Annotated in this window: 15 protein-coding genes; 6 read left to right on the forward strand and 9 right to left on the reverse strand. The window is 61.1% G+C overall.

The genetic code is table 11. The features are described from left to right. Positions 1-88: 88 nt before the first annotated feature. A complete protein-coding gene (locus tag ACRRSD_RS26550) occupies positions 89-973 on the reverse strand; it encodes a LysR substrate-binding domain-containing protein (protein ID WP_435036252.1) in 885 nt (294 codons plus the stop codon). 157 nt (positions 974-1,130) lie between these two features. Between ACRRSD_RS26550 and ydiJ the strand changes: the two genes are divergently transcribed. Beyond that, positions 1,131-4,157 (forward strand): D-2-hydroxyglutarate dehydrogenase YdiJ, encoded by a 3,027-nt coding sequence (ydiJ, locus tag ACRRSD_RS26555; RefSeq protein ID WP_435036253.1) that lies wholly within the window; start codon positions 1,131-1,133, stop codon positions 4,155-4,157. On the opposite strand, the gene ACRRSD_RS26560 is transcribed toward ydiJ, so the two are convergent. Both ACRRSD_RS26560 and ACRRSD_RS26565 read right to left on the reverse strand, forming a co-directional pair. Next, on the reverse strand, positions 4,090-4,776 hold the full coding sequence (locus ACRRSD_RS26560; protein ID WP_435036254.1) for a paraquat-inducible protein A: 687 nt from the start codon (positions 4,774-4,776) through the stop codon (positions 4,090-4,092). The genes ydiJ and ACRRSD_RS26560 overlap by 68 nt on opposite strands. Further along, positions 4,773-5,369, reverse strand: a complete 597-nt coding sequence (locus ACRRSD_RS26565) for a paraquat-inducible protein A (RefSeq protein ID WP_134173786.1) — start codon at positions 5,367-5,369, stop codon at positions 4,773-4,775. The genes ACRRSD_RS26560 and ACRRSD_RS26565 overlap by 4 nt, the downstream gene beginning before the upstream one ends. 208 nt (positions 5,370-5,577) lie before the next feature. On the opposite strand from ACRRSD_RS26565, the gene ACRRSD_RS26570 reads away from it, so the two are divergent. After that, positions 5,578-6,747, forward strand: coding sequence for a DUF1624 domain-containing protein (locus ACRRSD_RS26570; RefSeq protein WP_435036255.1), 1,170 nt, complete (start codon positions 5,578-5,580; stop codon positions 6,745-6,747). A gap of 4 nt (positions 6,748-6,751) precedes the next feature. On the opposite strand, the gene ACRRSD_RS26575 is transcribed toward ACRRSD_RS26570, so the two are convergent. Then, entirely contained in the window at positions 6,752-7,642 is an 891-nt protein-coding gene (locus ACRRSD_RS26575; RefSeq protein WP_435036256.1) for a LysR family transcriptional regulator, read from the reverse strand. A 131-nt stretch (positions 7,643-7,773) separates the two neighbouring features. Between ACRRSD_RS26575 and ACRRSD_RS26580 the strand changes: the two genes are divergently transcribed. Both ACRRSD_RS26580 and ACRRSD_RS26585 read left to right on the forward strand, forming a co-directional pair. Continuing rightward, positions 7,774-8,604: an oxidoreductase gene (locus tag ACRRSD_RS26580; RefSeq protein ID WP_435036257.1), complete on the forward strand. Its 831-nt coding sequence runs from the start codon at positions 7,774-7,776 to the stop codon at positions 8,602-8,604. 132 nt (positions 8,605-8,736) lie between these two features. Beyond that, entirely contained in the window at positions 8,737-10,281 is a 1,545-nt protein-coding gene (locus ACRRSD_RS26585; RefSeq protein WP_435036258.1) for an MFS transporter, read from the forward strand. Between the two features lie 114 nt (positions 10,282-10,395). On the opposite strand, the gene ACRRSD_RS26590 is transcribed toward ACRRSD_RS26585, so the two are convergent. Further along, a complete protein-coding gene (locus ACRRSD_RS26590; protein ID WP_435036259.1) occupies positions 10,396-11,787 on the reverse strand; it encodes an aldehyde dehydrogenase family protein in 1,392 nt (463 codons plus the stop codon). 103 nt (positions 11,788-11,890) lie between these two features. On the opposite strand from ACRRSD_RS26590, the gene ptrR reads away from it, so the two are divergent. Then, positions 11,891-12,769: a putrescine utilization regulator PtrR gene (gene ptrR / locus ACRRSD_RS26595; RefSeq protein ID WP_122600302.1), complete on the forward strand. Its 879-nt coding sequence runs from the start codon at positions 11,891-11,893 to the stop codon at positions 12,767-12,769. Between the two features lie 27 nt (positions 12,770-12,796). On the opposite strand, the gene ACRRSD_RS26600 is transcribed toward ptrR, so the two are convergent. Continuing rightward, positions 12,797-14,362 (reverse strand): aldehyde dehydrogenase (NADP(+)), encoded by a 1,566-nt coding sequence (locus tag ACRRSD_RS26600; RefSeq protein ID WP_435036260.1) that lies wholly within the window; start codon positions 14,360-14,362, stop codon positions 12,797-12,799. Beyond that, positions 14,359-14,997, reverse strand: coding sequence for an isochorismatase family cysteine hydrolase (locus ACRRSD_RS26605; protein WP_435036261.1), 639 nt, complete (start codon positions 14,995-14,997; stop codon positions 14,359-14,361). The genes ACRRSD_RS26600 and ACRRSD_RS26605 overlap by 4 nt, the downstream gene beginning before the upstream one ends. Positions 14,998-15,095: 98 nt before the next feature. Between ACRRSD_RS26605 and ACRRSD_RS26610 the strand changes: the two genes are divergently transcribed. Continuing rightward, positions 15,096-15,593, forward strand: a complete 498-nt coding sequence (locus tag ACRRSD_RS26610) for a winged helix-turn-helix transcriptional regulator (protein WP_435036262.1) — start codon at positions 15,096-15,098, stop codon at positions 15,591-15,593. A gap of 6 nt (positions 15,594-15,599) precedes the next feature. Here ACRRSD_RS26610 and ACRRSD_RS26615 read toward each other — a convergent pair whose 3' ends face one another. Both ACRRSD_RS26615 and ACRRSD_RS26620 read right to left on the reverse strand, forming a co-directional pair. Beyond that, positions 15,600-16,223 (reverse strand): glutathione S-transferase family protein, encoded by a 624-nt coding sequence (locus ACRRSD_RS26615; RefSeq protein WP_435036263.1) that lies wholly within the window; start codon positions 16,221-16,223, stop codon positions 15,600-15,602. 99 nt (positions 16,224-16,322) lie between these two features. After that, positions 16,323-17,738 (reverse strand): purine-cytosine permease family protein, encoded by a 1,416-nt coding sequence (locus ACRRSD_RS26620; protein WP_435036264.1) that lies wholly within the window; start codon positions 17,736-17,738, stop codon positions 16,323-16,325. Between the last annotated feature and the right edge of the window lie 84 nt (positions 17,739-17,822).

Here is a 17,822-nt window from a genome sequence, read left to right on the forward strand (position 1 = left end):
CTCTTCGCGAGCAAGCTCGCTCCCACAGGTGAAATGCATTCCAAGGTGTGGGAGCGAGCCTGCTCGCGAATGGCGGCAACTCATTCTTTCAGAGTGTATGCACCAGCCAATCCCGAAACGCTTTCAGCGACGGCAAATTCTCATTGCGCGGCGGATACACCAGGTAATAGCTGCGGCGACTGGTAATCGGCTCGCCCAATTGCAGCAATTCACCGCTTAGCAACTCATCCTCAACCAGAATTCGCGGCACCAGTCCCACGCCAATATTCGCCCGCACCGCTTGAATCAAGTGCGAGGTCATTTCAAAACTCGGTCCGATGCGCATGCTGCGGTGCGGCAAGCCGTGATGACTGAACCACTCCGCCCAGGCCTGAGCATTGCTGCTGACATTGAGTAGCAGTTGCCCGGCGATGTGCTGTTCGGCGTCATTGCGCTCGGCGTCGGACAGTTGCGCACTGGCGATCACCACCAATTCTTCAGTGTGCAAGGGCAGGGCGGTCAACCCCGGCCAGTCACCGCCGCCGACGCAAATTGCCGCATCGATTTCGCTGGTGTCGAAGTCGATCGCTTCGATCCGCGAATGCAAGTGCACGGTCATGCCCGCGTGCGCGGTGTAGAAATCCTTCAGGCGCGGTAGCAACCATTTCGAGCCGAAGGTCGGCAGCGTCGCCAAGCGCAAGCTGTGAATGCCCGAACCAAACGCCATCGCTTGCAACGTCGCACTGCGAATCTGCCCGAGCGCTTCGGCGAGTTCGCGTTGATACATGCGCCCGACATCGGTCAGCACCACTTGCCGGCCTTCGCGAGTGAACAAGCGCATGCCGAGCATCTTCTCGAGTATCTGCACCTGACGGCTGACCGCACTCTGCGTCAGCGACAGTTCATGGGCGGCGCGGGTGTAGCTTTCATGGCGCGCGGCGGCCTCAAAGGCCAGCAACAACGACATGGACGGGGTGAGCGTGCGCGGATTCATTCGTAAAAGTCATCAATAGCGGGTCGAATTTACGGTTGTCCCAGCGTCTGACAGCAATGAACATGGGCACCCTGAGATGGCGGAGCCTGACGCAATCATTCGTTGCGTACAACTGTTCACCGCCACACGGCCCGATTTGACCGAGATAACCTGACCGATGATTGCCCAGCTGTCCCCCGCCAAAGCCCTGACCAGCGATTACCAGCAGTTCCTCCAAGCCTTGAAAGCCAGCGGTTTTCGCGGTGAGGTCAGCGCCGATTACGCCAGCCGTGTGGTACTGGCGACTGACAACTCGATCTATCAGCGCCTGCCACAAGCGGCGGTGTTTCCGATGGATGCCGATGACGTGGCACGGGTCGCACGGTTGATCGCCGAGCCGGCGTATCAGCAGGTGGTGATCACCCCGCGCGGTGGCGGCACGGGTACCAACGGCCAATCGCTGACGGACGGCATCGTCGTCGATCTGTCGCGGCACATGAACCGCATCCTCGAAATCAATGTTGAGGAACGCTGGGTGCGCGTGCAGGCCGGGGTGGTCAAGGATCAGCTCAACGTCGCGCTGAAATCCGCCGGGCTGTTTTTCGCTCCGGAACTGTCGACCTCCAACCGCGCCACCGTCGGCGGTATGATCAACACCGACGCCAGTGGCCAGGGCAGTTGCACCTACGGCAAGACCCGCGACCATGTGCTTGAGCTCGATATGGTCCTGCGCGGTGGCGAGCGCCTGCACGGTTTGCCCCTTGAGGAAACTGAGCTTGAAGCGTTGTGCGCCCGCGAAGATCGTGTCGGTGAGGTCTATCGCTGTGCGCGGCAGATCATTGATGAGCAGGGTGAACTGATCAAACAGCGCTTCCCCGATCTCAACCGTTGCCTGACCGGTTATGACCTGGCGCATCTGCGTGAGGCGGACCAGCGTCTCAACCTCAACAGTGTGCTGTGTGGTGCTGAAGGCTCGCTGGGGTTTGTGGTTGAGGCGCGGCTGAATGTGTTGCCGATTCCCAAGCACACGATGCTGGTGAACATCCGCTACGCCGGATTCATGGACGCCTTGCGCGACGCCCGTGCCTTGATGGCGCTCAAGCCGCTGTCGATCGAAACCGTCGACTCGAAAGTGTTGCTGCTGGCGATGCAGGACATCGTCTGGCACGGCGTCGCCGAGTATTTCCCGGAAAGCGCCGAGCGCCCGACGCTGGGCATCAATCTGGTCGAGTTTTGTGGTGACGATCCCGAAGATCTGCAACGCCGCGTCGAGGCGTTCATCGAGCACCTGACTTGCGATCAAACCGTTGAACGCCTGGGCCATACGCTCGCCGTTGGCCAAGCGGCAGTGAACAAGGTCTACGGCATGCGCAAACGTGCGGTGGGCTTGCTCGGCAACGTCGCCGGTGAAGCGCGGCCGCAGCCGTTTGTCGAAGACACTGCGGTGCCGCCGCAACACTTGGCCGAGTACATCGCCGAGTTGCGCGACCTGCTCGACAGCCACGGTTTGCAGTACGGCATGTTCGGTCACGTCGATGCAGGCGTGCTGCACGTGCGGCCGATCCTCGACATGAAAGACCCGCAACAAGCCGCGCTGGTGCGCCCGGTTTCCGATGGCGTCGCGGCGCTGACCCAGCGTTATGGCGGCCTGTTGTGGGGCGAGCACGGCAAAGGCCTGCGCTCGGAGTATGCCCCGGCCTTTTTCGGTGAGTTGTATCCGGCCCTGCAAGCCTTGAAAGCTGCGTTCGACCCGTTCAACCAGTTCAACCCGGGCAAGATTGCCACTCCGGCCAACACCGGCGCGGCGCTGCTGAAAATCGATGAAGTCACATTGCGCGGTGAACTGGATCGGCAGATCGACGAAAAAGTCTGGCAGAGCTACGGCGCGGCCATGCATTGCAACGGCAACGGCGCCTGCTACAACTTCGACCCCGATGACGCGATGTGCCCGTCGTGGAAAGCCACCCGCGAACGGTCGCAATCGCCCAAGGGCCGTGCTTCGTTGATTCGCGAGTGGCTGCGATTGCAGGGCGAAGCGGGTGTCGACGTGTTGTCCGATGCCATTCGCAAGCCTGCCTTTTTCAGCACCTTGTGGCAGCGCTGGCGCAACAGCCGTACGCAGGCCGAAGACTTCTCCCACGAAGTCTATGACGCCATGGCCGGTTGCCTGGCGTGCAAGTCCTGCGCGGGGCAGTGCCCGGTAAAGGTCAATGTGCCGGAGTTTCGTTCGCGCTTTCTCGAGCTGTATCACAGCCGTTATCTGCGTCCGGCGCGGGATTATCTGATCGCCTCGCTGGAGTACAGCATTCCGTACATGGCGCGGATTCCGGCGCTGTACAACGGTTTGATGGGCGCTTCATTCGTTCGCAGCCTGCTGGAACGGGTCGGCGGCATGATCGACGTGCCGTTGCTCAGTCGTTTTGATTTCCATGCGGCGATGCGCCGTTGGCAGGTGCAACCGGCGAAGGTTTCGACGTTGTCGGCGCTGACCGCGGCGCAACGTGCGCGCAGTGTGGTCATCGTGCAGGACGCGTTCACGCGCTACTTCGAAGCGCCGCTGTTGGCGGATCTGGTCGAGCTGATTTCGCGTCTTGGCTATCAGGTGTATCTCGCACCGTTCAGCGCCAACGGCAAACCGCTTCACGTGCAAGGCTTCCTTTCGGCGTTCAATCGCGCGGCACTGCGCAATGCCCGGCAGTTGCGTGAATTGGCCGACATCGGCGTGCCGTTGCTGGGCCTCGATCCGGCGATGACGCTGGTATATCGCCAGGAATACCTGAAAGTCCCCGGTATGCAGCAATGCCCGGAAGTGGCGCTGGTGCAGGAGTGGTTGCTCAAGGTGATGCCGGAGCAGGCGGCGCAGCATAAAACCGCAGCGTTCCGACTGCTCGCCCATTGCACCGAGAAAACCAACGCCCCAGCCGCCACCCGTCAGTGGGAACAGCTGTTCGAACGCGCAGGATTGAAGCTGTCCACGCAAGCCACCGGGTGCTGCGGCATGTCCGGCACGTATGGCCACGAGGCGCGCAATCGTGAAACGTCAGCGGTGATCTACGAGCAGTCGTGGGCACGTCAAGTCGCGGCGCCGGCAGAGCAGGGAGAGGCACTGGCGACCGGTTATTCCTGCCGCAGTCAGGTCAAGCGCCAGTCGGATCAGGCACTGCGTCATCCGTTGCAGGTGCTGCTTGAGGTTCAGCGTCGCTGAGGGATTCGTCCGTGTCCTTGTCCCAGATCAGCCGCGGATCAAAACTCATCGCCGCGAGCATGGTAAACACCACGACCAGGCCGAAAAACAGAATGCCCGGTCGTGGTTCGATATCGCCCAGCGCCTGGAACTTCACCAGTGCCGCGACCAGTGCCACCACCAGCACGTCGAGCATTGACCAATAGCCGATCAGTTCGACGAAACGGTACAGCTTCGAGCGCTCCTTGCGCGCCCAGGCGCTGTCGCGTTGCACGGTCATCAACAGCAGCGTGAGGGCAACGAACTTGACTCCCGGCACGGCGATACTGGCGATGAAAATGATCAGCGCGATGTCCCAGGCGCCGTGCTCCCAGAACTCCAGCACGCCGCTCATGATCGTACTGTCGGCGCCACTGCCGAGCATGGTGGTGTTCATCACCGGCAGCAGATTGGCCGGCACGTAAAACGCCAGCGCCGCAAGCATGTACGCCCAGGTGCGCGCCAGTGAATTGGTTTTGCGCCGGTGCAGTGGCGCATCGCAGCGCGGGCATTCGTGTGGTTCGTCGGTCATGTCGCAGGCCAGCCCGCAGCTGTGGCACAGGCACAGATTGAGTTCGCTGGCAGTCGGTGGCCGCTTCATAGAATGTCCCAGAGGTCGCGAATATCGCGGCCGGCAATCCTGATCATCATCAAGCTGAGCACGGCCAGCGCAAACAGGCCGATGCCGGGCAACACATCGAGCAATCCCGCCAGTTTGAACACCGCGACCATCGCCCCCAGCAGGCACACCTCAAGCATGCTCCACGGCCGCAGGGTTTCCAGCCAGCGCATGCACAACTTGAAGCCCGGAGCACGTCGGGAGGACAGGGCGAAACTCAGCACCCAGACCAGCAGCACCAGTTGAAACGCCGGGGCGATGATGATCGAAATCGCCGCTACCATCGCGATGAAGGTGATCGGCCCCTGGCTCAGCGCCAGCACCGAATCCCACAACGTCGCGCTGTTTTTCAGGCCTTTGAGGCTGATGCTCATCACCGGATAGAAGTTGGCGAACAGCCATAGCATCGCCGCCGTAAACGTCAGGGCCAGGCGCTGTTCGACGGTCAGACCGTTGAAGCGCTGGAGGACGCCGCCGCAACGTACGCAGCTGGTTTTCTGATGTTTGGCCAGCACGGCTTTTTCGTACACACAATCGCAGTGCTCGCAAATGATCAGGTGTTCGGTGTTGACCATGGACAACGCTCGACAGCAGGCCGCAAGGGCAGGGGACTTGATCACTATAGAAGCCTGAGGCTATTGGGCAACTTGTGCGGCTGAGGTTTTTCTGAGAATCACTATCGATTGAGCTTGGGTTTTTGTTGTTTATTGTTATAAGGTAACGCGAATTTTCAGGGCTGGTCATTCTGCCACCCGGTGTTATCCCTTCAATTGCGAAACGCTCATGACGATTGTGCTTCCTCGTTCTGCCCCGTTGACCACTGGCCGGCTGCTGTCCATTGACGCCCTCAGAGGCCTGGTCATTCTGTTCATGCTGCTCGACCACGTGCGTGAAACCTTTTTGCTGCATCGCCAGGTCAGCGACCCGATGGACATTGCCAGCACTGAACCGGCGCTGTTTTTCAGTCGCACCCTGGCGCATCTGTGCGCGCCGGTATTTGTGCTGCTGACGGGATTGTCGGCGTGGTTGTTCGGCGAAAAGTACGCAGGCAAGGCCGATGTCAGTGCGTTTCTGTTCAAGCGCGGTCTGTTTCTGGTGGTGCTGGAGTTCACGCTGGTGAACTTCGCGTGGACCTTCCAGCTGCCGCCGAGTGTGATTTATCTGCAAGTGATCTGGGCGATCGGTTTGAGCATGATCGCCTTGTCGCTGCTGGTCTGGCTGCCGCGCTGGCTGTTGCTGACGTTGAGTCTGACGATCATCGCCGGACACAACCTGCTCGACGCGGTGCATTTTCCAGTGGAGTCGGCGCTGCATGTGCCTTGGGCGATTTTGCATGATCGCGGCTGGATCGACGTCAGCGCCGATCTGCGCCTGCGCACGTCGTACCCGTTGTTGCCGTGGATCGGTGTGATCGGTCTGGGTTACGCGCTGGGGCCGTGGTTTGCTCGCGGTGTTGAAGCGGGATTGCGTCAGTGGCAACTGCTGATCGCGGGGAGCGCAGGACTGCTGGGCTTTGTCGGGTTGCGGCTGATCAACGGCTATGGCGAGAAACCATGGGCCGTGGGCGACACGTCGGTGCAAACCCTGATGAGCTTTTTCAACATCACCAAGTACCCACCGTCGTTGCTGTTTATCGCGCTGACCGTGAGCGTCGGGTTGTTGCTGCTACTGGCCTTCGAGCGTGTGCAGGATCGTCGCTGGATTCGTTGTCTGACGGTGTTCGGTTCGGCGCCGATGTTTTTCTATCTGCTGCATCTGTACGCGTTGAAGGTGCTGTACCTGATCGGCGTGGCTCTGTTCGGGCTGAATCAGGGCAGCTATTTCGGCTTCTCCTCAGTGGCGGCGATCTGGCTGGCGGCAGCGCTCCTGTCGATTGCGCTGTTCCCGGCCGTGCGTTGGTTCTCGGCATTGAAGGCCCGTCGCCGCGACATCGCCTGGCTGAAGTATCTGTAAACGCCTAGCGCCGGTTGCGCACGAAGTCGATAAACGCTTTGAGCGGTGCCGGCACATGACGGCGGCTCGGGTAGTACAGGTGCAGGCCCGGATAGAACGGGCACCAGTCTCCCAGCACCTGCACCAGCCGCTCGCTGGCCAAGTGTTCGCTGACCATGTCTTCGAACACATAGGCCAGGCCCAGCCCTTGCAGCGCGGGCCCGACCATCAGGCTGACATCGCCGAGGGTCAGCGGACCGCTGACTTCGATTTCCTGGGCGATGCCGCCGCGTTCGAGTTCCCAGCGGTACATCGAGCCGCTGGGAAAGCGGTGGCGGATGCACGGTAGTCCGTGCAGGTCCTCCGGCTTTTGCGGTGCCGCGTGGCGTGCAAAAAAGGCCGGCGATCCGACCACTACCGAACGCATTGTCGGGCCAATCGGCAGCGACACCATGTCGGCCTCCAGGCGATCGCCGAAGCGCACCCCGGCATCGAATCCATTGGCGACGATATCCAGCAGCGCATCGCTCTCGACCACTTCCAGACGGATGTCCGGATAGGCCAGCAAAAACTCGCTGGCAATCGGCAGCAGCACCAGTTCACAGGCTTGCCGTCCGCAGGTGATGCGCAGGTTGCCCGAGGGTTTATCGCGAAAATGGTTGAGGTCTTCCAGCGCATCGTCGATGTCGCGGAATGCCGGTTTCAGTCGGGCATACAGGCGTTCGCCAGCCTCGGTCAATGCCACGCTGCGGGTGGTGCGATTGAACAGCCGCACGCCAAGACGATTCTCTAGAGCTTTTACCGAATGGCTTAACGCGGACGGCGTCAGGCCTAGCTCGATTGCCGCTTTGCTGAAATTCAACTGCTGAGCGGTGCAGAGGAATACTGAAAGATCTGCCGCTGAAGGGGTTTTCATCTGTGAATGCCTTTCACAAAGTCATGCAAAATTGCTGGGATTATCACACCAGTAACACGACCTTAAAGTCGCATCAACTTATCAAGAAGACCCCGGCACCACCGCCAGGGTCGCAGACAGGAGGAGTTGATATGCGTACCTGGTTCATTACTGGCGCTTCCCGTGGTTTCGGTAGCCTCATTGCAGAACGCGCCCTGCGTGCCGGCGACGCGGTGATCGCCACCGCACGTAACCCGCAAGACATCACTGACCGCCTCGGCGAGCAACCGAACCTGCTGGCGGTGCGTCTCGACGTCACCCGCGAAGACCAAGCGCATCAGGCCGTTGCCGCAGGGATCAAACGCTTCGGTCGGATCGATGTGCTGATCAACAACGCCGGTTTTGGTGTGCTCGGCGCCGTCGAAGAAACCAGCGCCAGCGAGACCGAGCGCTTGTTCGCGACCAATGTGTTCGGCCTGCTCAACGTCACCCGCGCGGTGTTGCCGCATATGCGGGCGCAACGCAGTGGCCGGGTGATCAACATCTCGTCGATCGGCGGCTACCAGGCTTATATGGGCTGGGGTGTTTATGGCTCGACCAAGTTCGCCGTCGAGGGCATTACCGAGGCGTTGCATCAGGAACTTGCGCCGCTGGGCATTCAAGCCACGGTGGTCGAGCCGGGCTTCTTCCGCACGGATTTCCTTGATGAACAGTCGCTGATCAAAACCCGGCTTGAGCTGGCGGACTATGACGAAACCGTTGGCAAGATGCGTGCGTTCGCCGAGGCGGCCAACCATGCGCAACCGGGTGATCCGCAGAAGTTTGCCGAGGCGATGCTGGCGCTGGTCAATGCACCGACCCCGCCGCAACGCCTGGCGCTGGGCAGTGACACGGTGGCGCGGATCGAAGCGAAGAATCGGTTGGTGGCGCAAGAACTGGCCGAGTGGAATGAGCTGGCGCTGTCTACCGATTTCGCCAACTGAACGCCGGAGCTGTGAGAGCGAGGCTGCTCGCTCTCATCTTTTTCGTGCGCAAACTTCGGTGGATTTTTCTGTGTATTTCGCGCCTTATTCGCTGCGCAACGCAGCTTTGTGATTTCTCAAAGGATGGAACGAATGATTTCTAAGACTCAGCCGCACGGAGCGCGCGACAAGTTGCTCATACTCGCGGCCGTGTGCCTCTCGGCACTGGTCCTGCCGTTAAGTTTTACTGGCGGTGCGGTGGCGACACCGGCCATTGGCCGTGACTTGGGCGGCAGCCCGGTGGCGCTGACCTGGATCACCAATGCGTTCATGTTGTCGTTCGGCAGCCTGCTCATGGCCGCCGGCGCGTTGGCGGATGTTTACGGACGCAAACGCCTGTTCACCTTCGGCATGTTGCTGTTTACCGCCGCGTCGATCGCGCAGAGTCTGGCGCCTTCGGTGTTCTGGCTGGATGTGTTGCGCGCCGTACAGGGTGTGGCGGGGGCGGCGGCGCTAGCCAGTGGTTCGGCGGCGTTGGCGCAGGAGTTCGAAGGGCATGCCCGGACCCGCGCGTACAGCGTGCTCGGCACGACGTTCGGCATTGGTCTGGCATTCGGGCCGTTGGTGGCGGGTGCGCTGATCGAGGCTTTCAACTGGCGGGCGATTTTTGTTTTTACCGCGTTGATTGGCATGATCGCGATGGTCTTTGCTGTGCCGCGCATGCGCGAAACCCGCGACCCTGATGCCAAAGGGCTGGATTGGCCGGGCACGCTGCTGTTCAGCGCGATGCTGGCGCTTTTCACCTTTGGCCTGATTCAGGCGCCGGACAGTGGCTGGGACAGTCCGCTGGTGATCGGTTTGCTGGGCGCTTCGGCAGTGTTGCTGGCGGCTTTCGTGCGCGTCGAAATGCGTGTCGAACGGCCGATGCTGGACCTGACGCTGTTCCGTTATCCGCGATTCATTGGCGTGCAGATGCTGCCGATCGGCACGTGTTTCTGCTACATCGTGCTGGTGGTGATGTTGCCGCTACGCTTCATCGGCGTTGAGGGCTTGAGTGAGATCGATGCAGGCCTGCTGTTGCTGGCGTTGTCGGCGCCGATGCTGGTGGTGCCGATGCTGGCCGCATCGATGGCGCGCTTCGTTTCCGCCGGAATCTTGTCCGGTGCCGGCTTCCTGATTGCCGCTGTGGGCCTGCATTGGCTGAGCCTGTACAACGTCGGTGACGCGAAATTTGCGCTGGTGGTGCCGATGTTGCTGATCGGTATTGGCGCCGGTTTGCCGTGGGGGCTGATGGATGGTTTGTCGGTCAGTGTCGTGCCGAAAGAGCGCGCCGGCATGGCGGCGGGCATCTTCAGCACTGTGCGAGTGGCGGGTGAGGGGATTGCATTGGCGATTGTCGCGGCGGTGCTGGCGTCATTGCTGCACGCCGATCTGTCGAGTGCCCTGCACGCGGTGACAGGCAGTACCGAGGCGTCGCTGATTGCCGAGACCGCGCACCGGGTGACCACGGGTGATATGGCGCATGCGATCAACACCGTTCCGGGGCTGGCCAACGAACGTCTGGTGCAAGGGTATGCTGCGGCGTTTCAGTATCTGTTGCACATCCTGACGGTCATCACGCTGGTGTCGGCGACGGTGGTACTGGGATTGTTAAGCAAGGATCGGAGCGTCGCGGAGCCGCAACAGGCTGCCGCATAAAGCCAATGTGGGAACGAGCTTGCTCGCGATAGCGGTGTGTCAGCAACCGATAGGTTGGCTGACATTGCCTCTTCGCGAGCAGGCTCGCTCCCACAGGGTTTTCCGGTGTCTGGATTATTTGCGATCCAGCCACACGGTTTGCGCGTTGCAGAACTCGCGCACGCCGAAGTGCGACAGTTCACGGCCGAAACCGCTCTTCTTCACGCCGCCAAAGGTCACGCGCGGATCGCTGGCCGAGTAGCCATTGATGAACACGCCGCCGGTCTCCAGTTCGCTGGTCAGTTGCTGGGCCAGTGCGACGTTGGCGGTGTAAATGGTCGCGGTCAGGCCGAACTCGCTGTCGTTGGCCAAGGCCACGGCATGCGCGCAATCGCGGGCGGTGATGATCGAGGCGACCGGGCCGAACAGTTCCTGTTTGAACGAGGTCATGCGGTCGGTGACATCGGCCAGCACGGTCGGCTCGTAGTAGTTGCCCGGACCTTCGGACTTGCCGCCGCCGAGCAACAGCGTTGCGCCTTCTTCAAGGGTGTCGCGCACTTGCTGGTCGAGCTCATCACGCAGGTCGAAGCGTGCCATCGGACCGATGTAGGTCTCGGCGGACAGCGGATCACCGACCTTCAACTTACGCGTGGCCTCGACGAATTTACGGGTGAACTCTTCAACCACGCCTTCTTCAATAATCAGCCGCTTGGCTGCTGCGCAGACCTGGCCGGAGTTCTGGTAGCGACCGATGACGGCGGCTTGTACCGCTTCGTCCAGATCGGCGTCGTTGAGCACGATGAAAGGATCGGAACCACCCAGTTCCAGCACGCATTTCTTCAACGCGGCACCGGCCTGAGCGCCGATCGCCATACCGGCACGTACGCTGCCAGTCAGCGTTACAGCGGCGATGCGCGGGTCGGCAATCGCGGTAGATACACCTTCAGGAGTGACGTTGATCACCTCGAAAACACCCTCGGCGAAACCGGCGCGGGTGAAGGCGTCGCGCAACAGATAAGCGCTGCCCATCACGTTAGGCGCATGCTTGAGCACGTACGTGTTGCCGGCGATCAGCGCCGGAACAGCACCGCGCAATACTTGCCAGATCGGGAAGTTCCACGGCATCACCGCGAGAATCGGGCCGAGCGGACGGTACTCGATGCGTGCCTTGCCGCCTTCAACCTGCGTCGGTTCGGCGTCGAGCATGGCCGGGCCGTGTTCGGCGTACCACTCGCAGAGCTTGGCGCATTTCTCGATTTCACCACGGGCCTGAGCAATCGGCTTACCCATTTCCTGGGTGATCATCGTGGCCATGGCTTCGCTGGTTTCACGCAACGCAGCGGCCAGGGCGCTCAACAAACGCGAGCGATCCTGCAGCGGCTTGCGCTTCCACTTGCCAAACCCATAGGCGGCGCGGGTCAGTGCGGCGTCGAGGTCGGCGGCGGATTCAAACGCGTAATGACCAATCTGCTCGCCGTTGGCGGGGTTGATCGAGATGGCGTGGGTCTGGCTGGAAATCTGGCTCATGGCGTCGTCCTGCATGTTCGTCGGATGGGCCTAGAGTAGGGTGGTGTTTGTTTTCTGGAAACTGAATAATAAAGATCGTTTCTTTCACGATTGGAGAATGACTGTGGATCTGGTGCAGCTGGAAATCTTCAAAGCCGTTGCCGAACACGGCAGCATCAGCGCCGCCGCCGCGCAGATCCATCGCGTGCCGTCGAACCTGACCACGCGGATCAAGCAGCTTGAGCAGGATCTGGGTGTTGATCTGTTTATCCGCGAGAAAAGCCGCTTGCGTCTGTCCCCGGCCGGGTGGAGTTTTCTCGAGTACGCGCGACGGATTCTCGATCTGGTGCAAGAGGCGCGGGCCACGGTGGCGGGCGAGGAACCGCAGGGCGCGTTTCCATTGGGTTCACTGGAAAGTACAGCAGCGGTGCGCATCCCCGAATTGCTCGCGGCGTACAACCAGTTGCACCCGAAAGTCGATCTCGACCTCTCGACCGGTCCCTCGGGGACGATGATCGACGGCGTGCTCTCCGGGCGCCTGGCCGCAGCGTTTGTCGACGGCCCGGTGCTGCATCCGACGTTGGAAGGCGTGCCGGCATTCGAGGAAGAAATGGTCATCATCGCCCCGATCAACCACGCGCCCGTCAAGCGCGCGGCGGACGTAAACGGCGAGAATATCTATGCCTTCCGTTCCAACTGCTCCTACCGTCATCACTTCGAAAAATGGTTCAGCACCGACGCTGCTGTGCCGGGCAAGATTTTCGAAATGGAGTCGTACCACGGCATGCTCGCCTGCGTCAGCGCCGGTGCCGGCCTGGCGCTGATGCCGCGCAAAATGCTGCAGAGCATGCCGGGCAGCGCCACCGTGAGTGTCTGGCCGTTGACGGCGGATTTTCGCTATCTGACCACTTGGCTGGTATGGCGGCGGGGCACGGTGTCGCGCAGTTTGAGCATGTTTGTGCGTTTGCTGGAAGAGCGCGGGGTGGTGCGCGCAGATGCTTGATCGCGTCCGCCGCGCACTGGATCGCCGCTATTGCCCGTCGACGCTGCGCGGCAGCTGCAGCGGATTGCCCTCGCGCAACGTCGGTGGCAACAACTCATCCGGAAAACCCTGATAGGCCACGGGACGCAAGAAGCGTTCGATCGAGGTCATGCCTACCGAGGTGAAACGGCTGTCCGAAGTCGCCGGAAACGGCCCGCCGTGCACCGTGGCGTACGTCACTTCCTGTGGATGCGCGAAAGCGTTGACCACGATGCGCCCGGTGCGGCGTTCGAGGATCGGCAGCAGGCGCCGCGCGAGTTCCAGGTCGGCACCTTCAAGATGAATGGCCGCGCTGAGCTGTCCCTTGAACGAGCGGGCCACCGTCAGCAGTTCCTCGGCATCACTGACCGCCACCAGCAGCGCCGACGGGCCGAACACTTCATGGGCCAGTGCCGGTTCGCTGAGCAAATGCTGGCCCTCGATTTCCAGCAAAGTCGCACGTCCGGCAAATGTGGCATCGGCCGGCGTGCCTACCGCGACCACCTGCGCGCCGGCACCTTCCATCGCCATCAGACCCTCGACGTAGGCGCCATGAATGCCCGGCGTCAGCATTGTCCGCGCCGTTGCCGCGCTGACCCGTTTGCGCATGGCATTGCGCAGTTCTTCAAGGCCCGCACCGCGTATGGCGATCAGGATCGACGGACACAAACAGGCCTGGCCGACGTTGACCAGCATCCGTTCGATAAAGCCGTCACCGATCTCGGCGCCGCGCGCTGCCATAGCCTCGGGGAGGATGAAGGTCGGGTTGACGCTGGTCATCTCGGTGAACACCGGGATCGGCTCGGGGCGCAATTGCGCGCGGCGATAGAGCGCCATGCCGCCCGGTTCGGAGCCGGTGAAGGTCACGGCTTTGATCAGCAGATGATCGACCAGCGCTTCGCCGATGGCATTGCCGCCGCCACGCACCATTGAAAAAACACCTTCGGGTAAACCATGCGCCTGCACGGCTTGGCGAATGGCCCGCGCCTGGATTTCTGAAGCGCCGGGATGCGCGTTGTGCGCCTTGAGAATCACCGGCGCCCCGGCCGCCAGTGCCGACGCGGTATCGCCACCCGCCACCGAATAGGCAATCGGGAAATTGCTCGCGCCGAAAATCGCCACCGGGCCGATGGCGATTTTTTGCAGGCGATGATCCATCCGTGGGCGCGGCTGACGTTCGGGTTGCGCCGGGTCGATGGCCAGTTGCAAAAAGCGCCCCCGGCGCACCACATCGGCGAATTGGCGGAACTGGGTCGCGGCTCTCAACGCTTCGCCCTCAAGCTGAGCTTCGGGCAGTCCGGTTTCCAGCGCAGCGCGTGCGGCCAAGTCGCTGCGTACTGCGTCGAGGTTGTCAGCGATGGCCTCGAGAAACGCGGCACGTTCGGCCAGCGAAGTGTGGCTGTAGCGGTCGAATGCCGCCTCGGCGAGTTTCGCTGCCTGGTCAACCTGCGCGGCACCACCGAAGGCGAAGTCCGGTTCAATCAACTGATTGCTGGCCGGGTTCAGCGCTTTCATCGTGCCTTCGGTGGCGGCGACATCCGTCGCGCCGATCAGCAAATGGCCGGTCAGATTCATTGCGCTTCACCTTGGGACTTGAGGTTGGCAATCAGTTCGTCCGTGCTGGCAATCACGTGAGCGAATGTCGGGCCGTTGAGCTCGTGGGCGGCGTGCATCATTTCTGCTTTGAAGGCTGCGGTTGCATCGCGAACCAGAGTGACGTGATAGCCCAGTTCCGCGGCATAGCGGGCGGTGGCTTCGATGCAGGTGTTGGCCAACAGGCCGACGATGATCACGTGGGTGACGCCTTGCTGCTTCAGGCGAAAATCCAGATCGGTGTTGGCAAAGCCGCTGGAACCCCAGTGTTCAAGAACCACGATATCGCCGTCCTTCGGCGCAAAATCCGGGTGCCATTCACCGCCCCATTCGCCACGGGCAAAATGATGCATGTGCATGATTTTGCACTGCGTGGGAGTCGGGTGATCCCAGGTTTCGTAGTCGCCTTTTTCCCAGCGGTGATGGGGTACGATGACCACCGGAATGTTCAGCTCGCGCACCGTGCGGTCGAGTTTGCGCAGGTTGTCGAGCAGGCCGTTCTGTTCAGCCATCGGTTTGATCAGCGGGAATATCTTGCCGCCGTCCGACAGAAAATCGTTGTACGGATCGACCAACAGGTAGGCAGTTCTGTCCAGCGGGTAGGGGGTATTCGACATGGCGGCTTGCTCCGGCAATGGGATTATCGGTGCACAGGGCTTGTCCCGGCATCGTGTAGATATGATAATCATAGTAACTGTAAAAGAGGCAAGCCCTGATGGCATTAAACGATAGTCTTCCCGATACGCTGTGCCCGATCTCCCGGGCCGAGACGATCGTCGGCGACCGCTGGACGGTGCTGGTTTTGCGCGAGTTGTTCATGGCCAATCATCGCTATGACGAGATCCAGGCGCAGACCGGCGGTACGCCGCAAATGGTCGCCGCGCGTCTGAAATGTCTGGAAGCGGATGGGCTGGTCGAGCGCCGCTTGTACAACGAGCGACCGAAACGCTACGAGTACCACCTCACGGCGAAAGGCGAGGCGTTCTACCCGGTAATCATCGCGTTGCGGGCGTGGGGAGAAACCTGGTGCAAGGCACCGGGGGAGGGGCTGGCGGTGAACATGATCCACAAAAAGTGCAATCACAGCGCCGGCCTCGGGCCGCTGTGCGAGCACTGCGGCGAACCGTTGCGTCGGGAGGATCTGCTCAGCCAGCCACAAGACGCCTACGCCGCCGAACGGCAGGAGCGGCGTGAGGCGTTCAAAGGCAAATAATTTCGATCACGGCGTGCCGTTTCGCCCGTGCAGCACGTAGCCGGGACGCAGGCTCAAGCGATCGTAATAGGCGTTCACTGCGGCAAAATCCGGGTGAGCCAGTGGCGTTTCGAACCAGCGGTTCACCGACAGCCCGATGGGAATGTCCGCCAGGGAAAACTGTTCGCCGCTGACGTAGGCGCCGGTCTTTTCCAGTTGTCGGTCGAGGATTGCCATGGTCTTCGACCATTGCTCAATGCCGTTCGCCAGCGCGGCATTGTCCTGATAGTCGGGCGACTGGCGCACCAGCGACATGAAGGCGTACGACCACGAGCGATTCAGCTCCGACGCTTGCCAGTCGATCCACTGATCCACCCGCGCCCGGGTTTGCGCGTCAGTCGGATAGAGGTGTGAACCGTCATAACGTGCGGCCAGATAACGAATGATCGTGTTCGATTCCCACAAGGTGAAATCGCCGTCCTGAATCACCGGCACCATGGCGCAGGGATTAAGCGCGAGAAACTCCGAATCGTTGGTCGATCTGAACCCCGATCCCCAGTCTTCACGCTCGAAAGGAATGTGCAATTCAGCGCAAGTCCACAGCACTTTGCGCACGTTGATCGATGAAGCTTTACCGAGTATTCGCAGCATTGGATGTCCCTTACCCAATCGTTGTCAGGCGTAAACAAATACCACATCGCAACGCAGAAGGCCCGCACAGTGCGGGCCTTCTTTTTCAGCGCATCAGTCTCACAGACTGCTCGCCAGTTTGCCGCCCATCATCCGCCGACGGTAAGACGTGTCGCGGTTGGCCAGCCAGAAATACAGCGGCGAGGTCACCAGCAGTCCCACCAGCCACGACAGATCCGCACCGTTGATATGCGCCGATACCGGGCCGACGTACAGCGGCGTGTTCATGAACGGGATCTGCACGGCGATGCCGATCGCGTAGGCCAGCAAGGCCTGCGGGTTGTAGCGCCCGTAGATACCGCCGTCGACCTGGAAGATCGACTGAATGTCGTACTGGCCTTTGTGGATCGCGTAGAAGTCGATCAGGTTGATCGCCGTCCACGGCACCAGCACTACCAGCAACACCAGCACCATGTCGACGAAGTGGCCGATGAAGTCTTTCGAGGCGCCGACGGCGGCAAAGCAGCAGGCCAGCAGCACGATGATCGAGATCACCGCGCGGCTCTTGGCGGTGGGGATCCAGCGGTAGGCAAAGGTCTGCACCAGGGTGATCAGCGACAGCACCGCGCCGTAAAGGTTGAGGGCGTTGTGGCTGATCACGCTGAGCAGAAACAGCACCAGCATCAGCGGGCCGATCGAGCCGGTAGCGAGTTTGACCGCATCCATGGTGTCCATGCCTACCGGGGTTGCCAGCACGGCGACGGCACCGAAGATGAACGCCAGACTCGACCCCAGCGCTGAACCCAGATAGGTCGTCCAGAACGTTGACGAGACTTTCACGTCCGCCGGCAAGTAACGCGAATAATCGGACACGTACGGTGCAAACGCGATCTGCCACAGCGCGGCCAGCGACACAGTGGCGAGCCAACCGGACAGGTTGAAGTTGCCCCGGGTGAGGAAGTCGTCAGTCTGGATGTGGGTGAAGATGTAGCCGAAGCCGACAACGATGCCGATCCCCAGCACCCAGGTGCCGATGCGATTGAGCACGTGGATAAAACGATAGCCGATGATGCCGATAATCCCCGAGCCGACTGCGCCAATGACGATGCCGACCGGCACCGGAACACTGTCGACCACACCATGCAGCGACTTGCCGGCCAGCACGATATTGGAGGCGAAAAAGCCGATGTACATGACGCCGGCAATCAGCACCACCAGCAATGCGCCGAGGGAGCCGAACTGCGCGCGACTCTGGATCATCTGCGGAATGCCCATCTGCGGGCCTTGCGCCGAGTGCAGCGCCATCAGCACACCACCGACCAGATGGCCGACGAGAATCGCGACGATGCCCCAGAGCAGATTCAAATGAAACAACTGCACGCCCAGGGCGCCGGTGACGATGGGCAACGGCGCGATGTTGCCGCCGAACCAGAGCGTGAACAGATCCCTGACCTTTCCGTGGCGATCTTCGGGGGGCACGTATCCTATCGTGTGTTTTTCAATCAGCGGAGCGGAGGATGCTGTTGGGGTAGCCATGACGAACTCCAAGGCAAGGATGAGTACGTGGACGTACTTCGGCAAGCGCCGGCACGGGCGGCGCATTTCTTGTTGAAGTGATCA

Origin of the sequence: Pseudomonas neuropathica (assembly GCF_051174785.1) — a bacterium.
Taxonomy (GTDB): domain Bacteria; phylum Pseudomonadota; class Gammaproteobacteria; order Pseudomonadales; family Pseudomonadaceae; genus Aquipseudomonas; species Aquipseudomonas neuropathica_A.

Excerpts from the sequence above, each read along its gene's own strand:
- ACRRSD_RS26605 (WP_435036261.1), bottom strand. The coding sequence starts at position 14,997 with ATGTCGAATACCCCCTACCCGCTGGACAGAACTGCCTACCTGTTGGTC.
- ACRRSD_RS26550 (WP_435036252.1), bottom strand. The coding sequence starts at position 973 with ATGAATCCGCGCACGCTCACCCCGTCCATGTCGTTGTTGCTGGCCTTT.
- ACRRSD_RS26585 (WP_435036258.1), top strand. The coding sequence starts at position 8,737 with ATGATTTCTAAGACTCAGCCGCACGGAGCGCGCGACAAGTTGCTCATA.
- ACRRSD_RS26600 (WP_435036260.1), bottom strand. The coding sequence starts at position 14,362 with ATGAATCTGACCGGCCATTTGCTGATCGGCGCGACGGATGTCGCCGCC.
- ACRRSD_RS26610 (WP_435036262.1), top strand. The coding sequence starts at position 15,096 with ATGGCATTAAACGATAGTCTTCCCGATACGCTGTGCCCGATCTCCCGG.
- ACRRSD_RS26560 (WP_435036254.1), bottom strand. The coding sequence starts at position 4,776 with ATGAAGCGGCCACCGACTGCCAGCGAACTCAATCTGTGCCTGTGCCAC.
- ACRRSD_RS26570 (WP_435036255.1), top strand. The coding sequence starts at position 5,578 with ATGACGATTGTGCTTCCTCGTTCTGCCCCGTTGACCACTGGCCGGCTG.
- ACRRSD_RS26590 (WP_435036259.1), bottom strand. The coding sequence starts at position 11,787 with ATGAGCCAGATTTCCAGCCAGACCCACGCCATCTCGATCAACCCCGCC.
- ydiJ (WP_435036253.1), top strand. The coding sequence starts at position 1,131 with ATGATTGCCCAGCTGTCCCCCGCCAAAGCCCTGACCAGCGATTACCAG.
- ACRRSD_RS26565 (WP_134173786.1), bottom strand. The coding sequence starts at position 5,369 with ATGGTCAACACCGAACACCTGATCATTTGCGAGCACTGCGATTGTGTG.
- ACRRSD_RS26620 (WP_435036264.1), bottom strand. The coding sequence starts at position 17,738 with ATGGCTACCCCAACAGCATCCTCCGCTCCGCTGATTGAAAAACACACG.
- ACRRSD_RS26615 (WP_435036263.1), bottom strand. The coding sequence starts at position 16,223 with ATGCTGCGAATACTCGGTAAAGCTTCATCGATCAACGTGCGCAAAGTG.
- ACRRSD_RS26580 (WP_435036257.1), top strand. The coding sequence starts at position 7,774 with ATGCGTACCTGGTTCATTACTGGCGCTTCCCGTGGTTTCGGTAGCCTC.
- ACRRSD_RS26575 (WP_435036256.1), bottom strand. The coding sequence starts at position 7,642 with ATGAAAACCCCTTCAGCGGCAGATCTTTCAGTATTCCTCTGCACCGCT.